This is a genomic window from Arthrobacter sp. 05T442 (genome assembly GCF_056395945.1).
In genome coordinates this window covers 505,728-526,196 of sequence record NZ_JBFTKM010000001.1, presented here as the reverse complement: position 1 = coordinate 526,196, position 20,469 = coordinate 505,728, and the positions used below count along the sequence as shown (strand labels likewise).

General features: G+C 69.1%; 17 protein-coding genes. 5 read left to right on the top strand and 12 right to left on the bottom strand.

Going from position 1 to position 20,469, the window contains the following annotated elements; genetic code table 11:
* Positions 1-50: 50 nt before the first annotated feature.
* A complete protein-coding gene (locus AC1DES_RS02490; RefSeq protein ID WP_476894078.1) occupies positions 51-896 on the bottom strand; it encodes a shikimate 5-dehydrogenase in 846 nt (281 codons plus the stop codon).
* Positions 897-938: 42 nt separating this feature from the next.
* Entirely contained in the window at positions 939-2,600 is a 1,662-nt protein-coding gene (locus tag AC1DES_RS02485; RefSeq protein WP_476894077.1) for a glycoside hydrolase family 3 N-terminal domain-containing protein, read from the bottom strand.
* A gap of 128 nt (positions 2,601-2,728) precedes the next feature.
* Between AC1DES_RS02485 and AC1DES_RS02480 the strand changes: the two genes are divergently transcribed.
* Positions 2,729-3,880 (top strand): glutamate--cysteine ligase, encoded by a 1,152-nt coding sequence (locus tag AC1DES_RS02480; protein ID WP_476894076.1) that lies wholly within the window; start codon positions 2,729-2,731, stop codon positions 3,878-3,880.
* A 37-nt stretch (positions 3,881-3,917) separates the two neighbouring features.
* Here the strand turns inward: AC1DES_RS02480 and tsaD are convergent, their stop codons facing one another.
* From tsaD to AC1DES_RS02450, 6 genes are all read right to left on the bottom strand, one after another.
* Positions 3,918-5,024: a tRNA (adenosine(37)-N6)-threonylcarbamoyltransferase complex transferase subunit TsaD gene (tsaD, locus tag AC1DES_RS02475; protein WP_476894075.1), complete on the bottom strand. Its 1,107-nt coding sequence runs from the start codon at positions 5,022-5,024 to the stop codon at positions 3,918-3,920.
* Positions 5,021-5,488 carry a ribosomal protein S18-alanine N-acetyltransferase gene (gene rimI / locus AC1DES_RS02470; RefSeq protein ID WP_476894220.1) on the bottom strand — a complete coding sequence of 156 codons (468 nt, stop codon included), beginning with the start codon at positions 5,486-5,488 and terminating at the stop codon, positions 5,021-5,023. Before rimI ends, tsaD begins: the two co-directional genes overlap by 4 nt.
* 53 nt (positions 5,489-5,541) lie before the next feature.
* Entirely contained in the window at positions 5,542-6,213 is a 672-nt protein-coding gene (gene tsaB / locus AC1DES_RS02465; RefSeq protein WP_476894074.1) for a tRNA (adenosine(37)-N6)-threonylcarbamoyltransferase complex dimerization subunit type 1 TsaB, read from the bottom strand.
* Positions 6,207-6,887, bottom strand: coding sequence for a tRNA (adenosine(37)-N6)-threonylcarbamoyltransferase complex ATPase subunit type 1 TsaE (gene tsaE / locus AC1DES_RS02460; RefSeq protein ID WP_476894073.1), 681 nt, complete (start codon positions 6,885-6,887; stop codon positions 6,207-6,209). Before tsaE ends, tsaB begins: the two co-directional genes overlap by 7 nt.
* Positions 6,884-8,104 carry an alanine racemase gene (gene alr, locus AC1DES_RS02455; protein ID WP_476894072.1) on the bottom strand — a complete coding sequence of 407 codons (1,221 nt, stop codon included), beginning with the start codon at positions 8,102-8,104 and terminating at the stop codon, positions 6,884-6,886. The genes tsaE and alr overlap by 4 nt, the downstream gene beginning before the upstream one ends.
* A gap of 375 nt (positions 8,105-8,479) precedes the next feature.
* On the bottom strand, positions 8,480-9,571 hold the full coding sequence (locus AC1DES_RS02450; RefSeq protein ID WP_476894071.1) for a carbohydrate kinase family protein: 1,092 nt from the start codon (positions 9,569-9,571) through the stop codon (positions 8,480-8,482).
* 82 nt (positions 9,572-9,653) lie between these two features.
* Here AC1DES_RS02450 and AC1DES_RS02445 point away from each other — a divergent pair, with 82 nt between their 5' ends.
* Positions 9,654-11,072, top strand: coding sequence for a family 4 glycosyl hydrolase (locus AC1DES_RS02445; protein ID WP_476894070.1), 1,419 nt, complete (start codon positions 9,654-9,656; stop codon positions 11,070-11,072).
* Between the two features lie 72 nt (positions 11,073-11,144).
* Here the strand turns inward: AC1DES_RS02445 and AC1DES_RS02440 are convergent, their stop codons facing one another.
* Complete coding sequence (locus tag AC1DES_RS02440; RefSeq protein ID WP_476894069.1) at positions 11,145-11,687, bottom strand: N-acetyltransferase family protein; 543 nt, start codon at positions 11,685-11,687, stop codon at positions 11,145-11,147.
* Positions 11,688-11,819: 132 nt separating this feature from the next.
* On the opposite strand from AC1DES_RS02440, the gene mshA reads away from it, so the two are divergent.
* The 3 genes from mshA to AC1DES_RS02425 all read left to right on the top strand — a co-directional run bounded on the left by mshA (position 11,820) and on the right by AC1DES_RS02425 (position 16,110).
* On the top strand, positions 11,820-13,085 hold the full coding sequence (gene mshA, locus AC1DES_RS02435) for a D-inositol-3-phosphate glycosyltransferase (RefSeq protein ID WP_476894068.1): 1,266 nt from the start codon (positions 11,820-11,822) through the stop codon (positions 13,083-13,085).
* 36 nt (positions 13,086-13,121) lie between these two features.
* The gene (locus tag AC1DES_RS02430; protein ID WP_476894067.1) at positions 13,122-14,828 is read left to right on the top strand and encodes a formate--tetrahydrofolate ligase; all 1,707 of its coding nucleotides are present in this window, start codon (positions 13,122-13,124) and stop codon (positions 14,826-14,828) included.
* Between the two features lie 259 nt (positions 14,829-15,087).
* A complete protein-coding gene (locus tag AC1DES_RS02425; protein ID WP_476894066.1) occupies positions 15,088-16,110 on the top strand; it encodes a hypothetical protein in 1,023 nt (340 codons plus the stop codon).
* 248 nt (positions 16,111-16,358) lie between these two features.
* Here AC1DES_RS02425 and AC1DES_RS02420 read toward each other — a convergent pair whose 3' ends face one another.
* From AC1DES_RS02420 to treZ, 3 genes are all read right to left on the bottom strand, one after another.
* Positions 16,359-17,444 carry an inositol-3-phosphate synthase gene (locus tag AC1DES_RS02420; RefSeq protein ID WP_476894065.1) on the bottom strand — a complete coding sequence of 362 codons (1,086 nt, stop codon included), beginning with the start codon at positions 17,442-17,444 and terminating at the stop codon, positions 16,359-16,361.
* Positions 17,445-17,616: 172 nt separating this feature from the next.
* A complete protein-coding gene (gene mgrA, locus AC1DES_RS02415) occupies positions 17,617-18,654 on the bottom strand; it encodes an L-glyceraldehyde 3-phosphate reductase (protein ID WP_476894064.1) in 1,038 nt (345 codons plus the stop codon).
* A 5-nt stretch (positions 18,655-18,659) separates the two neighbouring features.
* Positions 18,660-20,459, bottom strand: coding sequence for a malto-oligosyltrehalose trehalohydrolase (gene treZ / locus AC1DES_RS02410; protein WP_476894063.1), 1,800 nt, complete (start codon positions 20,457-20,459; stop codon positions 18,660-18,662).
* Positions 20,460-20,469 lie beyond the last annotated feature (10 nt).

The window sequence follows — 20,469 nt, the reverse complement described above, 5'->3', positions numbered from 1 at the left end:
GCCTGCCGTGCAGGCCTGCGCCCGGGTAAAACTCCGGCGCCCGGGTGAAACTACTGCGCCCGCATGAACTCTTCTGCGGTCTTGACTTGTTCGTCGGTGGGCCGGATGCCGGTGTACAGCACGAACTGTTCCAGGGCCTGAATGGTGGCCACTTCGGCTCCGGTGATCACGGTCTTGCCCGCCGCGCGGGCGGCCTTGACCAGCGGGGTCTCCGCCGGGAGGGCGACGACGTCGAACACCACCTTCGCGGCATCCACCGCCTCCTGCGGGAAGGACAGCGAGCCTGCGTCCGGGCCGCCGGCCATCCCGACGGGCGTGACGTTGATGAGCATGTCGGCGGTGCCGGCAGCCTCAGTTCCGGGCGTGACGGTTCCGGGAAGGTCGGCGCGCCACGCGAACCCGTAGTGCCCTGCGAGCGCCCGTCCGGAGGACTCGTTGCGGGCAATCACAGTGACGTCCCTGAACCCGGCATCCCGCAGCGCCGCGACGGTGGCCTTGGCCATGCCCCCGGAGCCGAGGACCCACACGGTATAGGACGCGGGCACGGCGTTGGACTTCAGCAGCTGCTCGATTGCCGTGTAGTCGGTGTTGTAGGCGGTCAGGCGGCCGCCGTCGTTGACGATCGTATTGACCGAATCGATGGCTTTCGCGGAGGGGTCCATGACGTCCACCAGGGCAATGACGTCTTCCTTGTAGGGCATTGACACCGCGCAGCCGCGGATCCCGAGGCCCCGGACGCCGGCGATTGCCTGGGCCAGGTCAGTGGGCGCGAAGGCCTTGTAGATCCAGTTCAGGCCAAGCTGTTCATATAGGTGGTTGTGGAAACGGGTCCCGTTGTTGCTCGGCCGGGCCGAAAGCGAGATGCACAGGGTCATGTCTTTGTTCAGTATGGGCACAGCTCCATTAAACCCCTTGAAAAACCGCTGGCGGCCCCGGCCTCAGCCGCAGCCTGAGCCTGCAGCCTGCGGCCCGACGGCGACCGGCAGCTTCCCGGGCGCCGTCGCCTTGCCGGCGAGCACCGCTGCCAGGGCGTCAAAGGCCCCCTGGCTGCGCCCGTAAAGCGCAATCTTGGCGGGCGCGGCGGAGTCCGCCAGCGGCCATGGCGCATCGAGGGCGACGGCGACATCAGCCGCCGCCGGCTCGCCGCCGAAGCCGATCAGGGTAACGAGCGGGCCGGTGCCGATGCTGATGCCGGCGTCCCGTGCTGCCGCCGCGAACCGTGCCCGGTCCTGGTCCGAGCCGCCGGTCACCCGCACGCTGGCGGGCACGATGGGACCGTGGCAGGGTCCGGCGAGCACGGTAATGGCTTCCCGCGACACCTTCCGTGAGAGTTCCTTGCCGCTTCCTGGCGCGCTTCCCGCCGGGGCGCCAGTGCGGCCGCGCCACATCATCATGGTGACGACCCGCTGTGCGGCGTCCGCGAGCCGTTCCGGCGGCAGGGTGCCGTTCCTGACGGCGTTCACGATGGCGGCGTGGGCGGCGGCGACATCCTTTGGCATCAGCAACAGGTCGGCCCCGGCGGCCAGTGCCAGGGGAGCGGCGGAATCGTTGGGATACTTGCCCTGGATCGCTCCCATGTTCAGGGCATCGGTCACGGCCACCCCGTGGAACCCCATCCCCCGCAACGCAGTGTAGCTGGCCTTGGAGACCGACGCGGGGACCCCCGGTTCCAGGGCCGTAACGGCAATGTGCCCGGTCATGACCATCGGCAGTCCGGCCTTGATTGCCGCCTGGAAAGGTACCAGATCTTTGGCGCGGAGCTGGTCCATGGATTCGTTCTGGACCGGGAGTCCTTCATGGGAATCAACTGTCACGGAACCGTGGCCGGGGAAGTGCTTGACGGTCGGCAGCACCCCCGCGGCCAGCATCCCCTGGGAGAAGTCCGTGCCGAAGTCGGCGGCGGCGTCCGCACTGCCCGACATGGACCGCGAACCGATGGCCGGGTCTGCGGGGCCCATGGTGACATCGGAGTCCGGGGCAAAGTCGGTGTCGAATCCCAGCCCCGCCAGTTCTGCGGCCATGGCGCGGCCGGCGGAAGTGGCGAGCGGGGCGCTCCGGGCCGCTCCGTAGCTCATCGGTGCCGGCCACTCGGTCAGCGGTGCGCGCAGCCGGGCCACCACCCCGCCCTCCTGGTCGACGCCGATCAGGCCGGGCCAGCTGCGGCCATCGGCATGCGCCGCCTTCGCCAGCCGCCGGGTGACAGCGCCCATTGCCGCGGTGTCCACCTGCCCGTCCGGTGTTCCCGGGACGTTGTCGCCCATGATGATGGATCCGGCGAGGTGCAGCCGCTCGATTGTCGCGGCCTGCCCCTCGTGGTCGAGCCCGGCGTAGAACGGAAGCAGGACCTGTCCGGCTTTCTGCTCGAGGCTCATGGCGGCCACAGCCTGGCCCGCAGCGTCCGCGTCCCGCTGATCGGGTCCCCAGCCGAGCGGGTCTTGGGCGGACTGCGCGGGGGACGCCGGCGTCGGCGTGGCCGCTGGCCCGTTCGGCGGTGCGCTGCACGCTCCGGCACCGAGGACAAGCCCCGCCACCGCAGTCAGCACGGCCGCGGACCGCGCCTGCTTGTGAATACACTCACGCACCAGCTGTAACTTTGACACCAGTCCGATGCTACCCCTGCACTAGACTTGGACCACCGTTGCCCTGCCAGCCGCCCTACCGGCGGCACCGCCAGCGGCATGTCCAGATCGGACGCCGGCTGCGGACAGAAGAACACTGAAGGGACCACATGAAGATTGATTTCGCTTCATCCAGGCAATCAACTCTTGGTGTGGAATGGGAACTTGCCCTCGTCGACGCGGAGACCGGCGAGCTGGCTTCGGTCGCCAACGAGGTCCTCCGGGGTGTGGCCGCCCGGCATCCCGAGCTCAATGAGGACGACGAGCACCCGCACATCAAGCAGGAACTGCTGCTGAACACGGTGGAGCTGGTCACCGGAATCTGCACCACGGTGGCGGAAGCCAAAGCGGACCTGAGCAGCTCGCTCGCGGCGGTCCGTGAGGTCACCGATCCCATGGGCGTCGAGGTTTTCTGCGCCGGAAGCCACCCCTTTAGCCCGCCCCAGCTGCAGCCAGTGACTGACAAGGCGCGCTACGCCAAGCTCATTGACCGGACCCAGTGGTGGGGCCGCCAGATGGTCATCTACGGCGTCCATGTGCATGTCGGGCTCGACAGCCGCGACAAGGTCCTCCCTGTCCTGGACGGGCTCGTGAACTACTTTCCGCACTTCCAGGCGCTCTCCGCCTCCAGCCCGTTCTGGGGCGGCGAGGATACCGGCTATGCGTCCCACCGCGCCCTCATGTTCCAGCAGCTGCCCACGGCCGGCCTGCCGTTCCAGTTCTCCAGCTGGGAGGACTACGAGGCCTACGTCAAGGACATGTTCACCACCGGCGTCATTGACACCCTCTCCGAAATCCGCTGGGACATCCGGCCTGTGCCCAACCTTGGCACCATCGAGATGCGCATCTGCGACGGGCTGGCGACCCTCGAAGAGGTCGGCGCCATCGCGGCCCTGACGCAGTGCCTCGTCGACGAGTTCTCCACGACGCTGGAGAACGGCGGCACCATTCCCACCATGCCTCCGTGGCACGTCCAGGAAAACAAGTGGCGTGCTGCCCGGTACGGCCTGGAGGCGATCATCATCCTGGACGCCGAGGGCAATGAACAGCTCGTCACCGAGCACCTCCGCGAGACGCTTAAGCGGCTCGAGCCCGTCGCGGCGAGGCTCGGCTGCGCCGCCGAGCTGGCCGACGTCGAAAAGATCATCCAGCGCGGTGCCGGCTATCAGCGGCAGCGCCGGGTGGCGGCCGAAAACGGCGGCGACCTCCGCGCCGTCGTCCTGGACCTGGTCAAGCAGATGCGCAAGGGCCCCGAAGCCTAGCCCCAGCCCGGGGCAGCGCCGCCGGCGGTCGCGCCGCTCAGGCGGACACGGTGGTGACTGGCATGGAGGAATCCGGGGCGAACCCGGTGCCGCTCGGTTCCACCCCGGCCATCACGAGCTGGGCGCCGAGGGCGGCCACCATGGCACCGTTGTCCGTGCACAAGTCCAGCGGCGGCACGGTCAGCCGAATCCCGGCGGCGCTGCACCGCTGTTCGGTGAGCTGCCGGAGCCGTGAATTGGCCGCCACACCCCCGCCCAGCAACACTTCGGTGATCCCGTTTTCGCGGCAGGCCAGCACCGCCTTGGACGTGATCACGTCCACCACGGCGTCCTGGAACGCCGCGGCGATGTCCGCCACCGGCACCTGGTCGCCGCGGGCCTCGAACTGCTCCACGCACCGGGCGACGGCGGTCTTGAGTCCGCTGAAGGACCAGTCGTAGCGGTGCGGGCCGGGTTCCTCGGCGGTTCCCATGTACTTGGGCTGCGTCAGTCCGCGCGGGAACCGGATCGCCTTGGCATTGCCCGTGCGCGCGAGCTTGTCGATGGCGGGACCGCCCGGGTACCCGAGGCCCAGGAGGCGGGCCACCTTGTCGTACGCCTCGCCTGCGGCGTCATCGATCGTGGACCCCAGGAGCTCCACATCGTCCGTGATGTTGCGGATCCGCAGGATTTCGGTGTGCCCGCCGGAGACCAGGAGCGCGCCCATGTTCTCCGGCAGGGATTCCGGCAGCTTCCCGGTGGGCGGTTGCGTGCTGCCGGGCACCGGCTGGAGGAGCCCGACGCCGACATGCGCGACGAGGTGGTTGATGGCGTAGAGCGGCTTTCCCGTGGCGACGGCGAGCGCCTTGGCCGCGCAGACCCCCACCATCAACGCCCCGGCCAGTCCCGGGCCGGAGGTGACGGCGATCGCGTCGATCTCCGCCAGCGTCACCCCGGCCTCGGCCAGTGCCGCCCGGAGCGTGGGCACGAACGCGTCGAGGTGGGCGCGGGAGGCGATCTCGGGGATCACGCCGCCGAAGCGGACATGTTCCGCCATGGAGGAGGACACCGTGTTGGTCAGCAGCGCGGTCCCGCGGACGATCCCGACGCCGGTCTCGTCACAGGAGGACTCGATGCCGAGCACGAGCGGCTGGGTGCGGTTCACGGGTGGCCTGCTTCCCTGGACTGGTGGCTGAGTGGTTCGGTGGGCAGCTGGAGCCGCATGATGAGGGCGTCGACGCCGTCGCGGTAGTAGCGGGGACGGACATGGATCTGTTCGAACCCGAAGCGGCGGTAGAGCTGCTGGGCCCGGGGGTTGTCCGCCCGGACTTCCAGCAGAACGTCCTCTGCGCGGCGCCGGCGGCTTTCGCGGATGAGCTCGGTGAGCAGGGCCGAGCCGATGCCCTTGCCCTCGTGCTCGGGCACGACCGCGATGGTCTGGACGTCCGAGATCGGCTCGATGCACATGAGCCCGGCGTAACCGACGATCCCGCCGTGGAGCTCCGCGATGAGGTAGCGGCGGGTGTCGGCCTGCGCCAGTTCGTCATGGAACATCTGTAACGGCCACGCGTCCACCGGGAACAGCCTGCGCTCCAGCTCATGGACGGCAGGGACGTCCGCCGCCGTCATGTCCCGCAGCGTCACGCCGGGCGGCAGCGCAGAGGGCCTGGCATCCGCCGGGCTCACAGCGCACGCTTCCGGGGTCCGGGCACCTGCGCGTCGGACTCCCGCAGGTACAGGGGGGTGGAATCCAGGAGCCGCTCGCCGGCCGTAAGCCGTGCCAGGGCGAACTGGCCCAGCGAGAGCGCCTCGGGCTGCCGGGCGCTGAATTCGGGGACAGCCTTGAGCACGCCTGCGTAGATCCCGGCACCGGCACCGTAGACGGGGAGGTCCGGGAGATCCGCGGCAAATCCCACGTGCGGTCCGTCCAGCAGCTGGGGCAACTGGCCGCCGGCGAGCGTATAGCGGGCCCAGTACACTTCCTTGCGGCGCGCGTCGGTGGCCACGATGAACTCTGCGGCCGCCTCGGTGGATTCAGCCACTTCGAGGGCGATCGCGTCCAGGCTCATGACGCCGTACAGCGGCTTGTCCCACACAAAGGCGAGGGTGCGGGCGGTGACTATGCCCGAGCGCAGGCCCGTGAAGGGACCGGGACCCACACCGGTGACGATCGCGTCGACGTCGTCACCGGAAAGGCCCGCGCCGGCCAGGAGCTTCTCGATCCCCGGGGCCAGGACTTCCGCGTGGGTGCGGGTGTCTTCGGTGGAGAAACTGGCCACCACGGACTCCGGCGCGTCATCGGAGATGAGCGCGGCGCTGGCCACGGCCGAGGTGTCGATGGCGAGAATCAGCATGAGGGCTTCCGTTCCGGGTCCGCGGGGTTGCCGGCAAGGGCAGTGGCCTCCGGCAGGGGCCCGAACCCGGGCAGGACAGGGGGTTCCGTCCAGCGCGGACCGAAGCCGCGGATCACGACGGTGCGGGGCTCGTCGTCGTCGTCCGTGTCAAAATCCAGGACGCCGGGGGCCGGCGCGTGTCCGGGAGTGGCGCCGCCCGGGACGCCGGGGGCCGCGGTTCCCGAAGGGGCGGTTCCAGTAGTTGGCGCACCGCCGAGCGTGCGGTGCAGTTCCACCTCGAGCCGGCTGTCGCTCAGGTGTTCCACCCGGTCGCGGCCCCACTCGACGACGGTCACGGCCGAGTCCATGGTGTTCTCCAGATCGATGTCATCAATTTCGGCGGCGGACCCCAGCCGGTAGGCGTCCACGTGCACAAGGTCCGGGCCGCCCGGCCGGGTTCCTTCGGTCAGGTTGGGGTGGATGCGGACCAGCACGAAAGTGGGCGAAATAATGCCCGCACGGACGCCCAGGCCTTCGCCAAGTCCCTGCGTGAACGTGGTCTTCCCCGCGCCCAGCTCGCCGGTCAGGACCAGCAGGTCCCCCCGCTCCAGCACGGCGCCGAGGGCCGCCGCGAGCGCGTGCGTCTGATCCGCTGTCCGGACCTTAAGCGTCCGTTCCCACGCCGGTCCGGTCACGGCCGTAATCCCGGGGTAGAGGGCTCTTCGTTAATGTAGCGGCGCGGCACCCGGGGGCTGATCCGCGTGACGATCTCATAGTTGTTGGTTCCGGCGGCCCGGGCCCAATCCTCGGCGGTGGGTCCGCCGTCGGCGCCATTGCCGAACAGCACGGCCTCGGCGCCGAGGACGCTCGGGCCGCCGGCCGCCACCTTGCGCGGTCCCAGGTCGATCACCATCTGGTCCATCGCGATGCGTCCCACCACCGGATAGTTCGTGCCCTCAACGCGGACGGGACCGCCGGTGGCGACGCGCGGAACGCCGTCGGCGTAGCCAAGGGGAATGAGCCCCAGCGTGCTGGAGCCGCCGGTGCGGTAGTTCAGGCCATAGGAGACACCTTGTCCGGCGGGCACGTCTTTGCAGTGCGAAACGACTGTGCGGACCGTCATGGCGGGGCGCAGGCCGAGTTCCTCGGAGCTTTGCCCCTCGAAAGGCGACAGTCCGTAGAGGCCCAGCCCGACGCGGACCAGGTCAAAATGCGTGTCCGGGCGCGAAAGGGTGGCCGGCGTGTTGGCCAGGTGTCGGACCTCGGGATCCACGCCGGCGTCCTGGGCGATGGCGAGGGCCTGGCGGAATGCGGCGAGCTGCTCATCGGTTTCGGGCCGTTCGGGTTCGTCCGCTACGGCCAGGTGGGAGAAGATCCCCACAACCCGCAGCAGGCCCTGGTCCTGGTATTCCATGGCCTCGCCCACGAGGCTGTCCCAGGCGTCGAGGGTGGCGCCGTTGCGCCCAAGCCCGGTGTCGATCTTCAAGTGGATGCGGGCCGGCCGCTCCTGCTCGCGTGCGGCGGCCACGATCCGGTCCAGCTCCCAGCCGGAGCAGCCGATGTCGATTCCGGCGGCCACGGCGGCGGCGAAGTTGCTTTCGGGGGTGTGCAGCCAGGCCAGCATGGGCGCCTCGATGCCGGCAGCGCGCAGGCCCAGCGCCTCGGAGATATGGGCCACTCCCAGCCAACTGGCGCCGGCGGCGAGGGCCGCCCGGGCCACGGGAACGGCGCCGTGGCCGTAGGCGTCAGCTTTGACCACCGCCATGATCTTCGCGGGCGAGGCCACGGCTGCCAGGCGCCGGACGTTGTGGCGGATGGCTTCGAGGTCGATTACGGCCGAGCGTTCCTCCGGGTGGACGGGCGCTGCCGCCGCATCGGGCCGGAGATCGCCTGTTGCTGCTGGGTAAGTCACTTAACGATTCTAGGGGTGGCGCAGCGGGCCGGATAATTCGGGCCGCCGGGAGAGCATGTCCAACCGTGACCAGGCCCGGGCGGGGAGCATGTCCAACCGTGACCAGGCCCGGGAGCGTCCCCCCGGAGGACATGCCCAGTCCTGGCACCCAGCACTGGGCACAACACCCTCATGCCCACCCCCGCGCCCGAACGCGGAGCATGCCCAACCGTGACCAGGCCCGGGAGCGTCCCCCCCGGAGGACATGCCCAGTCCTGGCACCCAGCACTGGGCACAAAACACCCTCATGCCACCCCCGCGCCCGAACGCGGAGCATGCCCACCCCCGCGCCCGAACGCGGAGCATGTCCAACCGTGGCGGAGCGGGAGAATACGCCTAGGCGTCGGAAAGGTGCGCGATGGTCGCTGTCGCACGCCGCTGCGCCTCCGGCGGCACGTCGCGGACAATCTCCTCCAGGAAGCAGTACCGGCGCAGCCACTGGCTGTTCTGGCGTTCCTTGCGGGCGTTGGCCCGTTGCCACCAGTCGGCGATGTCGCCCCAGCCGGGCGCAGCGAGGGAACCGCCCACTTCCTGCACGGCGAGCGCGGCGCACAGGTTGGCAAAACGGAGCCTGTCCCCGAGCGGCCAGCCCGCCAGGCAGCCCACAATGAAGGCGGCGCCGAAGCAGTCCCCGGCGCCGGTCGGATCGTAGGCCGCGACGGGCAGGGACGGCACCCACTCTTCCTCGCCCGTTTCGGAGTCCACCGCCATGGACCCCTGCGCGCCAAGCGTCACGACTGCCACGGGCACTTTGTCTGCCAGCGAATACAGCGCGGACCAGGGGTCGTCGCGGCCGGTAAACGCCATGGCTTCGCGCTGGTTCGGCATGAAGGCGTGGAAGTACTGCAAGTTGTCCAGCCGGGCCGCAGACCAAGCGCCGGTGGGGTCCCAGCCGACGTCGCCGAACAGCCGGACGCCTGCCTTGCGCGCATCAAGGGCCCACGGCTCGAGTTCCTCACCCAGCTCGGCAACGGCGGCCAGCGCCGGCGGCGGACAACCGATCAGCTCCGTGGAAGTCACCGGCGCCGGGTGCCCGTGCGTCACCATGGACCGGTCCTTCTCCACACTCAAGGACACTGTAACCGGCGAATGCCAGCCCGGCACACGGCGGGACAGGGACAGGTCCACATGTTCCTGGGCAGCCAGGATCTTCCAGTTGTAGTCCCCGTAACCGTCGTCCCCGAACGCGGCCGCCAGCCCCGTTCGCAACCCGAGCCGCGCCGCAGCAATCGCCTGGTTGGCCACCCCGCCCGGGCAGCTGCCCATCCCGTCGCTCCAGATTTCCGTCCCGGCCCGGGGGGCGTGCGGCAGCCCGGTGAAAATGATGTCCTGGAACACGGTGCCGGTCAGGAGCAGATCGAACCCCTCCGCCACCGGGGTGCGGACCGCTGCGAGCGGGTCAAAGCGCCGCCTTGGGTTCGCGTCCATGTATGGCACACTACGCCGTCGTTCTACCAGTGGAAAGGCAAGGCGCGGGACGTGGCGGAGAGGCTGCGAGTAGACTGCCCGCATGCGGCTCACGATTGCCGGCGGGGGCGGGTTCCGGGTCCCGCTGATCTACCGGGCGCTCTCGTCCGGCCCCTTTGAGGGGCTGGTCAGGGAGCTGGTACTTTACGACGTCGACGCCGGCCGGCTGGCCGCGATCGAGGCGGTCCTGGCCTCCTTCGCACAGTCCGCCCCGGGCCGCTTTCCTGCGGTCCGCACCACCTCATCCCTGCCAGCGGCCCTCGACGGCGCCGACGTCGTGTTTGCCGCGATCCGGCCCGGCGGCACCAAAGGGCGGACCGCCGACGAGCGCGTCGCCCTGGACCTGGGACTCCTGGGCCAGGAGACAACCGGCGCCGGCGGCATCGCCTACGCCCTGCGGTCCATCCCGCCGATGCTGAAGCTGGCGGCCGAAATGCGGCGTCTCTGCCCCGGGGCATGGCTGCTCAACTTCACCAACCCGGCAGGCATGGTCACGGAGGCCCTCGTCCCCGTGGTCGGCAGCCGCGTGATCGGCATCTGCGACTCCGCCGGCGGCCTCGTGTACCGTGCGGCGAACGCCGCCGGCGTCGCGCTCCCGGCGGGAAGGCTCGACGGCGTGGGCTACGCCGGTCTGAACCATCTGGGCTGGCTGTACCGGCTCGAGTCTGCCGGCCGGGACGTCCTCCCGGACCTGCTGGCGGACTCCCCGGCCCTGGCCGGCTTCGAGGAAGGCCGCCTGTTCGGCCAGGAGTTCCTCGCCGGCCTGGGCTGCCTGCCCAACGAGTACCTCTACTACTACTACGAGACCGCCCGCGCCGTGGCCGGAATCCGCGCCCTGGACCGCACGCGCGGGGAGAGCATCGAGCGGCAGCAGGCGGAGCTTTATCCCCGGCTGCGGGACGCCGGTCCGGCCGCGTATCCGCTCTGGGATGCCGCGCGCCGGTCCCGCGAAGAGGGGTACCTGGCGGAGGCCCGGCAGGCGGGCGAGCGTCGGGACGAGTCCGACCTCGCCGGTGGCGGCTACGAACGCGTCGCCCTTGCCGCCATGCGGGCCCTCTCCCCTGGGGCCCTCCCCGGCACTCAGCCAGGTGCTTCCCCGCAGCGCGGCGAGACGGAGCTGATCCTGAATACTGTCAACACGCTCCCGGGACCGGGGGCTGCACCGGCCGTGCCGGGGCTGCCGGCGGACGCCGTCGTCGAGGTCCCCTGCCGGGTGGCGCCCGACGGCGTGGTCCCGCTGCCGCAGGAGCGCCCGGCCCCCGCGCAGCTGGCTCTCATGCGGCGCGTCAAGGACGTCGAGCGCCTTGTGGTGCTGGCGGCCACGACCGGCAGCCGGGATGCGGCCCTCGCCGCCTTCGCCCGGCACCCGCTCGTGGATTCGGACGCCCTCGCCGGGAAGTTGCTCACCGGGTACGAGGCCGCGTTCCCGGAGCTCGCGCAGCTCTGGCGCGGCCGGGACTGACGCGGGAGCGCAGGCGGCAGCGGCGCCGGGCGCCGGGCGCGGCAGCGGGACGTTCGGGCGCGGCACCTGGAGCTAGAGCTTGCGGTACATCACATGCAGGCCCACGTAGCCCAGCCGCGGGTGGTCGAACGCTTCGGGGATGGTGGCGAGGACCTCGAATCCCATCGACTTCCACGCGGCGACGGCCCGGACGTTGCTCTCGACCACGGCATTGAACTGCATGGCCCGGAAGCCGGCGGCGCGGGCGGCGTCGAGCGAGTAGGCACAGAGGGCGCGGGCCAACCCCCTGCCTGCGTGGTCCGGGTGGACCATGTAGCCGGCGTTGGCGACGTGGCTGCCGCCGCCGCCCTGGTTGGCGTGGAGTTCCCCTGTCCCGAGCACTGCACCGGCGCCGCCACCGGCGCGTTTCCCGACGGCGACGAACGTCTGTCCGGGCGCCTGCTTGAACCACCGGCCACGGGCTTCGTCCCCGGTGGTGTCCCGGTCCCAGGTGAAGGTCTCCCCGGCCCGGATGACGGGCTCCAGGATCGACCAGATGCCCGGCCAGTCCTGTGCGGTGGCCTCGCGGATTTCCCAGCCGGCCACCGTGGATCCTGGTTCTGTGGTTGCGCTCACAGCGGCCACGTTAGCAGCTCTCCCGGCCCTGTCGCCGGTCCTGTGAACCCCCTGCCACTTCAGGAGTAGTGTTTTATCGAATCCAAGTTCAGGCGCCGTTCACATGGCCACGAAGTCGAGGGAAGGGAAACAATGCCGCTGATCCGCCGCGTGGCGTTCCTTTCCCTGCACACCTCGCCGATGGAGCAGCCCGGCTCGGGCGACGCCGGCGGAATGAACGTCTACGTCCGGGCGCTGGCAGCGGCCCTCGCGGAGACCGGCGTCGAGGTGGAGATCTTCACGAGGTCCACGGCAGCCGGGCAGCCCGCCGTCGAACATCCCTCCCCGGGCGTCTGCGTCCATAACGTCCTGGCCGGCCCGCCGCGGAAGCTGCCCAAGGAGGAGCTTCCCGAACTCCTGCACAGCATGGTGGCCGAAATCGACCGGATCCGGCAGCTCCAGCCGCACGGGCGCTATGACGTCGTCCATTCGCACTATTGGGTGTCCGGGGTCGCCGGGCTTGAGCTGTCTCAGCTGTGGGACGTGCCCCTGGTGCACACGATGCACACCATGGCGAAGGTCAAGAACCTGCTGCTGGAATCCGGGGAGTTGCCGGAGCCGCGACGGCGCGAGGACGGCGAGCAGCGGATTGTCGACGGGGCCGCCCGGCTGATCGCGAACACGGGCACGGAAGCGGCCGAGCTCGTCTCGCACTACAACGCCGACATCGACCGCATTGATGTGGCTCCGCCCGGCGTGGATCTGGCAGTGTTCAGTCCGGCGTTCAGGACCCGGGCCCGGACCGAACACGGTGTCCCGGCGGGCAGGTTCCATCTGTTGTTCGCCGGACGGATCCAACGGCTCAAGGGCCCGCAGGTCCTGATCAAGGCTGCCGCACTGCTACGCTCCCGCCGCCCGGACATCGATCTGCAGCTGACCATCCTGGGAGCCGTAAGCGGGGCGAAGGACTTCGACCTCACGTCACTGATCAGCGCCGCGGGAATGGACGACGTCGCCACCCACCACCCGCCGGTCAACGCACCGGAGCTGGCCGGCTGGTACCGCTCGGCCGACGTCGTGGTGATGCCGTCCTACAGTGAATCCTTCGGCCTCGTGGCGTTGGAGGCCCAGGCCTGCGGGACGCCGGTCGTCGCCACCAAAGTGGGCGGCCTGTCCCGCGCCGTCTTCGACGGGCGCACGGGGATGCTCGTGGAGGGGCACAAGGCCGCCGACTGGGCGGACGCCCTGGAAGCCCTCTATGACGACCCCGACACGCGGGCGGACATGGGCCGTGCGGCCGCAGTGCACGCCCAGGGGTTCGGCTGGCAGCGCACGGCCGCACTTACGCTAGAGAGCTACCACGCCGCTGTGGCACAGTACGTTGGAAGCATGAACATCCCGGTGGGCCACACGCCCTAGGCCGGACCCAGCGACGCCGCAAGCCGAAGGACAACGATGTCTGAAACCACCGTGCCAGGGAACACCGTTCCGAGCGATCTCGAGATTGCCCAGCGGGCCGTCATGAAGCCGATCGAGGAGGTCGCGGCCGCGGCCGGCATCAACGCCGAGGCCCTGGAGCTTTACGGCCGCTACAAGGCAAAGATCGATCCCGCGAAACTCGCCGCGTCCGGCGCCCGGCGCGCCCCCGGCAAGGTGGTCCTGGTCTCGGCGATGTCCCCCACGCCCGCGGGTGAGGGCAAGTCCACCATCACCGTGGGACTGGCGGACTCCCTGGCCCGTGCGGGGCACAAAGTCATGATCGCGCTGCGCGAACCCTCGCTGGGCCCGATCCTGGGCATGAAGGGCGGAGCCGCGGGCGGCGGTTACTCCCAGGTGCTGCCCATGGACGAGATCAACCTCCACTTCACCGGCGACTTCCACGCCATCACGTCCGCAAACAATGCCCTGATGGCGCTCGTGGACAACCACATCTTCCAGGGCAATGAGCTCAACATCGATCCCCGGCGCATGACCTTCAAGCGTGTGCTGGACATGAACGACCGGTCGCTCCGGGAGGTCGTGATCGGACTGGGCGGCCCGACCCAGGGCATTCCGCGGCAGGACGGATTCGACATCACCGTGGCCTCCGAAATCATGGCTGTGTTCTGCCTCGCCACGGACCTCGGGGATCTCCGGGAGCGGCTGGGCCGGATCACGTTCGGCTACACATACGCACGGGAGCCGGTCACGGTCGCCGACCTGGGCGTCCAGGGCGCACTGACCATGCTGCTCAAGGACGCCATCAAACCCAACCTGGTGCAGACCATCGCCGGCACTCCGGCCCTGGTGCACGGCGGCCCCTTCGCCAACATCGCCCACGGCTGTAACTCCCTCATTGCCACCCAGACGGCCCGCAGCCTGGCGGACATCGTGGTCACGGAGGCAGGCTTCGGTGCCGACCTCGGCGCCGAGAAGTACATGGACATCAAGGCCCGGGTCGGAGACGTCGCGCCGTCCGCCGTCGTGCTCGTGGCCACCGTCCGGGCCCTCAAGATGCATGGCGGCGTCGCGAAGGACGAGCTCAAGGTGCCCAACGTGGAGGCGCTGGCTGCCGGCGTCGTCAATCTTCAGCGCCATATCCGCAATGTCGAGAAGTTCGGCATTGTTCCTGTCGTGGCGGTCAACAAGTTCGTCACAGACACCCCGGAGGAACTGGACTGGCTGCTGGAGTGGTGCGCGGCCGAGGGCGTCCACGCGGCCGTGGCCGACGTCTGGGGGCACGGCGGTGGCGGCGACGGCGGGGACAAGCTGGCGGCGGAAGTGGCCGCGGCGATCGACACCCCGCACGGCTTCCGGCACCTGTACCCGCTCGAGATGCCGGTGGAGGACAAGATCCGGACCATCGTGCAGGAAATCTACGGCGCCGACGGTGTGGACTTCTCCCTGCCCGCGCTCAAACGGCTGGCCGAGATCGAGAAGAACGGCTGGTCCGGGATGCCTGTCTGCATGGCGAAAACCCAGTACTCCTTCAGCGACGACGCCACACGGCTCGGTGCGCCGAAGGGGTTCACGGTCCATGTGCGGGACCTCATCCCCAAGACCGGGGCGGGATTCATCGTGGCCCTCACCGGCGCCGTCATGACCATGCCGGGCCTGCCCAAGGTCCCGGCGGCGATGCGGATGGACGTCGACGCGGAAGGCAACCCCGTCGGCCTCTTCTAACCCGACCCTCCCTCACATCCGGCGTCCCTCCCGGCGTCGCTCCCCCACATCCGGCGTCCCTCCCGGCGTCGCTCCCCCACCTCCGGCGTCCCTCCCGGCGTCGCTCCCCCACATCCGGCGTCCCTCCCGGCGTCGCTCCCCCACCTCCGGACCTGTGCTCGTGACGGAATCGCCGAAACCCGGGCCTGCCGCCCCGAGTCGATAAGGGAGACTGTGGATAACTCCAGCACGGCTCAACAATTGCGTTCACAATGCCAGCATGACAACGCGAGCGCAGCTGCCTGGTTCACTCAGCGCAGCACCCTTCACCATCGCGGCTGCCCGGTCTTTGGGAGTGCCGAGAGCCAGACTCCGACAGTCCGACATCTGCCACATCAGCCGGGGTCTTTATCGGCCTGCGGACTGGAGCTTCGAGCTGGAGACGGCGGCTCGCGCGCTGTCCGCCGCGTCTCCAGGGGCTTGGATCTCGCACGTCACGGCCGCCAGGCTGCGATGTCAGCTCTTGCCTCCTTGGCTCTCGGACTCTGAGGAGCTGCACCTGAGCAAGCCGAGGGCGCTGCCCGAGGTCCGGCGCAAAGGCATCGTCGGGCACACGGTTCTGGCTTTAGATGACGAGGTCGAAACTGCGGACGGCATCCGGATCAGCACGCGTCCCCGGACTTGGCTGGACCTCGCCCGGCGGTTGGGCTTGTCCGAACTGGTATGCATGGGCGATGAACTTGTTCGGATTCCCCGGTTCGGTTTGGAGGGACGGAGCGAGCCATACGCAACCATCGATGGACTGCGATCGATGGTGAACCGGCATCCGAATCTGCAGGGAATCGTTCGCGCCCGGGCGGCCCTCGGCTTGATGCGAGTGGGATCAGATTCAGGCCCGGAAACACTGCTACGCCTGGCGATGTGCGACGCCGGTCTCCCGGAACCTGAGCTGCAGCTCCTGCTGCGCCCGGGGACCCCGGGTTCCCCGACTGCGGACCTTGGGTATCGCCGTCGGCGGCTTGCCATCCAGTACGACGGCGGACACCACCTGCTCCCCGCCCAGATCTTCAGCGACCGCCGCCGGGACAAGGCCTTCGAGACAGCGGGCTGGACTGTGCTCCTCCTGACAAAAGGTGATCTTGCGGACGGCTTCGCGGGCGCGACCGCCAGGATCAAACGGATTCTCCGCACCGGGTACGTCAGCCCGTCGATCGCCGCAGGCTTTTCCGGCCCGGCTGAGGGAGCGAACCGCCGACACCTGCACAACGTGAGGGAGGATCGGGTCCGGGCCGACCCGACGTGAGGGAGAATCGGGTCCGGGCCGACCCGACGTGAGGGAGAATCGGGTCCGGGCCGACCCGACGTGAGGGAGGATCGGGTCCGGGCCGACCCGACGTGAGGGAGGATCGGGTCCGGGCCGACCGGAAATGAGGGAGCGTCGGCGGCGGACTCCGGAAACCACGACGCTCCCCCACCTAAGTGAGGGAGCGTCGGCGGCGGACCCGCCAGAAGTGCGGGAGCGTCGGGGAGGGAAGGGAGGAGGAACGGGGTTTAGCGCTCCAGGTCGCCGCGGATGAAGGCCTCGACCTTTTCACGGGCGAGGTCGTCGTTGAACTGCTCCGGCGGGGACTTCATGAAGTAGCTCGACGCGGAGAGCAGCGGCCCGCCAATACCGCGGTCCAGGCCGATCTTGGCGGCACGGATGGCGTCAATGATGACCCCGGCGGAGTTGGGTGAGTCCCAGACCTCGAGCTTGTATTCCAGCGACACGGGAGCGTCGCCGAAGTTCCGGCCCTCAAGGCGCACGAAGGCCCACTTGCGGTCATCGAGCCACTGGACGTAGTCCGACGGGCCGATGTGGACGTCGCGGGGCGCGATGTCGGCTTCCACGTTGGACGTGACGGCCTGGGTTTTGGAGATCTTCTTGGACTCGAGGCGGTCGCGCTCCAGCATGTTCTTGAAGTCCATGTTGCCGCCGACGTTCAGCTGGTAGGTGCGGTCCAGGGTGACGCCGCGGTCTTCGAACAGCTTGGCCATGACGCGGTGCGTGATGGTGGCACCGATCTGGCTCTTGATGTCATCCCCCACGATCGGCACGCCGGCAGCGGTGAACTTCTCTGCCCACGCCTTGGTCCCGGCGATGAAGACCGGCAGCGCATTGACGAACGCCACGCCGGCGTCGATTGCGGACTGGGCGTAGAACTCGGCGGCTTCCTGGGACCCAACCGGCAGGTAGCAGACCAGAACGTCTACCTTGGCGTCCTTGAGGGCCTGGACGACGTCGACCGGCTCCGCGGTGGACTGTTCGATGGTCTCGAGGTAGTACTTGCCGAGGCCGTCGAGAGTGGGCCCGCGCTGGACGGTGACGCCGGTCGGCGGGACATCGGCGATCTTGATGGTGTTGTTTTCGCTGGCAAGGATGGCGTCCGCCAGATCCTGGCCGACCTTCTTGGCGTCGACGTCGAACGCTGCGACGAACTCGACGTCGTTGACGTGGTACTTGCCGAACTCCACGTGCATCAGACCCGGGATCGTGGCCTGGGGATCAGCATCCTTGTAGTACTGGACGCCCTGGACCAGCGAAGCGGCACAGTTACCTACGCCAACGATTGCAACACGAATCGGATTTGAAGACACGAAACTCCTTTGAGGACAAACTTCACGTGCCCGGCGCGGACGCACTCTGATGCGCGACGGCGGCAGGCGGGCACGGCGCCATACGGCGCCCTTAGCATTCTAGTCAACGGCGCCGGGGCCGTGGTTGTTCCCAACGGCACCGGCGCCCCCGCCACAGCGGCGGATCAGGGAGCTACTTCTGCGCCCACAGGTTGATGTCGGACTCGACGGCGAACTCGTCGATCGCGTCGAGCTCCCCGGCCGAGAATCCGAGGTTGTTGATGGCGGACAGCGTGTCCTCGAGCTGGCGGACGCTGGAGGCGCCGACGAGGGCGGAGGTCACGGAGGAGCCCTTGCCCTGTTCGCGGAGGATCCAGGCGATGGCCATCTGCGCGAGCGACTGGCCGCGCCCTTCGGCGATCCGCTGCAGGCCCCGCACCCGGTTGAGCTTGTCCTCGGTGATCGTGGACTCGGCGAGGGACTTCTCCTGCGCGGCGCGCGAGTCGGCCGGAATGCCGTTGAGGTACCGGTCGGTGAGCATGCCCTGCGCCAGGGGGGAGAACGCAATGGAGCCTGCGCCGACCTGCTCCAGCGCCTCGTAGAGGTTCGGGGTGCCGTTCTCGGTCCAGCGGTTCAGCATGGAGTAGCTGGGCTGGTGGATCAGCAGCGGCGTGCCGAGGTCCTTCAGGATCCGGGCCGCCTCGAGGGTCTGCTCCGGGGTGTAGGAGGAGATGCCGGCGTACAGGGCCTTACCGGAGCGCACGGCCTGGTCCAGCGCGCCCATGGTCTCTTCCATCGGGGTTTCCGGGTCCGGGCGGTGGCTGTAGAAGATGTCGACGTAGTCCAGGCCCATGCGGTTCAGCGACTGGTCCAGGCTGGCGAGGAGGTATTTGCGGGATCCCCATTCGCCGAAGGGGCCCGGCCACATGTTGTAGCCGGCCTTCGTTGAGATGATGAGTTCGTCGCGGTAGGGCGCGAAGTCATCCTTCAGGTGCCGGCCGAAGTTGGTTTCGGCCGAACCGGCGAGCGGCCCGTAGTTGTTGGCGAGGTCGAAGTGGTTGACGCCGAGGTCGAAGGCGCGCCGGAGGATGGCTCGCTGGGTCTCGAACGGCTTGTCGTCGCCGAAGTTGTGCCACAGGCCCAGCGAGATGGCGGGGAGTTTCAGTCCGCTGCGTCCCACGCGGCGGTAGGGCATGGAATCGTAGCGGGTGTCAGCTGCCAAATAAGTCATACGTTCTATCCTGCCTCATTGGTGAGAATGGCGGCGCTATGGCCTGGAAGCTCGAGCTGTCCGCCGTCTCCTGCGGAAGAGTCGAGCCGGACGGCGTCGTCGGTGGCCAGGGCGATCGTGCCGCCCCGGACGCCGAGCAACAGGGGTTGGGGTGAGAAGTTCATGGCCACCTGGGTGCGGCCGCGCCGGAGCAGGAGCCAGCGGTCCTCTTCGCTGAAGTCCACCTCGGTGCCCTCGAAGCCGAGGCCCGTGAGCTCCGGCGTCGAGCGGCGCAGGGCGATGAGCGCGCGGTAAAGCTCCAGAAGGCGGGCGTGGTCCGCCTCGGCAGCTTCGGACCAGTTGAGTTTGGAGCGCGTGAAGGTCGCCGGGTCCTGCGGGTCGGGAACGACGGCGGGGTCCCACCCCATGCGTTCGAATTCCCTGATCCGGCCCTCGGCGGTGGCTTTGCCCAGCTCCGGTTCCGGGTGGGACGTGAAGAACTGCCAGGGGGTGGTGGCGCCGTACTCCTCGCCCATGAACAGCATGGGCGTGAACGGGGATGTCAGGGTGGCGACGGCTGCGAGCGCGAGGGGCCCGTACCCCAGCGTCTGGGACAGCCGGTCACCGGTGGCGCGGTTGCCGATCTGGTCGTGGTTCTGGTTGCAGACCACGAGGGCGGCCGGACGGACCAGGGACTCGTCGATGGGCCGGCCGTGATGCCGTCCGCGGAAGCTTGAGTAGCTGCCGTCGTGGAAGAAGCCCTTGGACAGGACCTTGGCCAGGGCGCCCAGCGAGTTGAAGTCCTCGTAGTAGCCGGTGGTCTCGCCGCTGACGTTGACGTGGACGGCGTGGTGGAAGTCGTCGCTCCACTGCCCGGCCAGGCCGTAGCCGTTCACCCCGCGCGGGTAGAACAGGCGCGGGTTGTTCAGGTCGGACTCGGCGATCATGGTCGCCGGGCGGCCCGTTTCGGCCGAGACGGCGTCCGCGAGGGCCCCGAATTCCTCCAGGAGGTGGACGGCCCGCTCGTCCTTGAAGGCGTGGACGGCGTCGAGCCGGAGCCCGTCCACGTGGTAGTCCCGCAGCCACATGGCGGCGTTGTCCAGGATGTACCGGCGCACGACGTCGGAGCCGGGGCCGTCCAGGTTGACGGAGTCACCCCACGTGTTGCCCTCCCCCGACTTCAGATACGGTCCGAAGCGCGGCAGGTAGTTGCCGCTGGGGCCGAGGTGGTTGTAGACGACGTCCTGGATGATGCCCAGGCCTGCCGCGTGGGCGGCGTCCACGAAGCGCTGGTAAGCCGCGGGACCGCCGTAGCCTTCGTGGACGGCGTACCAGAGGACGCCGTCGTAGCCCCAGTTGTGGGTCCCGTTGAAGCCATTGACGGGCAGGAGTTCGACAAAGTCGACGCCGAGTTCCGCCAGGTAGTCCAGCTTGCCGGCCGCCGCGTCAAGGGTTCCTTCGGGCGTGAACGTCCCCAGGTGCAGCTCGTAGATCACGGAGCCCTCCAGCTCCCGTCCCGCCCACGCGCCGTCGGCCCACTCGTGGCTTCCGGCGTCGAAGGTCCGGGACAGCGAGTGGACGCCTTCCGGCTGACGCCGGGACCGCGGGTCAGGCAGCGGCGTCGTGTCCCCGTCGAGGAGGTAGCCGTAGTCCACGTCGCCGGACGCCGGAGCGCCGGCGGCCGTCCACCAGCCGTCCCATCCCGCCGCGCCGGCCCCGGCGCGGCGGTCCATCGGGTGCTCCTGGCCGCCGGCGAGCAGCGTGACCGTGCCCGCTTCCGGCGCCCAGAGATCAAAGCGTTCGCTTCCGTTTGCAGGCACAGTCATGACAGCTTTC

Bases quoted from the DNA above. Each gene is read 5' to 3' on its own strand.
- AC1DES_RS02480 (WP_476894076.1), top strand. From the start codon at position 2,729: ATGAAGATTGATTTCGCTTCATCCAGGCAATCAACTCTTGGTGTGGAA.
- rimI (WP_476894220.1), bottom strand. From the start codon at position 5,488: ATGACGGCGGCGGACGTCCCTGCCGTCCATGAGCTGGAGCGCAGGCTG.
- mgrA (WP_476894064.1), bottom strand. From the start codon at position 18,654: ATGACTTATTTGGCAGCTGACACCCGCTACGATTCCATGCCCTACCGC.
- AC1DES_RS02430 (WP_476894067.1), top strand. From the start codon at position 13,122: ATGTCTGAAACCACCGTGCCAGGGAACACCGTTCCGAGCGATCTCGAG.
- treZ (WP_476894063.1), bottom strand. From the start codon at position 20,459: ATGACTGTGCCTGCAAACGGAAGCGAACGCTTTGATCTCTGGGCGCCG.
- AC1DES_RS02445 (WP_476894070.1), top strand. From the start codon at position 9,654: ATGCGGCTCACGATTGCCGGCGGGGGCGGGTTCCGGGTCCCGCTGATC.
- AC1DES_RS02450 (WP_476894071.1), bottom strand. From the start codon at position 9,571: ATGGACGCGAACCCAAGGCGGCGCTTTGACCCGCTCGCAGCGGTCCGC.
- AC1DES_RS02425 (WP_476894066.1), top strand. From the start codon at position 15,088: ATGACAACGCGAGCGCAGCTGCCTGGTTCACTCAGCGCAGCACCCTTC.
- tsaB (WP_476894074.1), bottom strand. From the start codon at position 6,213: ATGCTGATTCTCGCCATCGACACCTCGGCCGTGGCCAGCGCCGCGCTC.
- mshA (WP_476894068.1), top strand. From the start codon at position 11,820: ATGCCGCTGATCCGCCGCGTGGCGTTCCTTTCCCTGCACACCTCGCCG.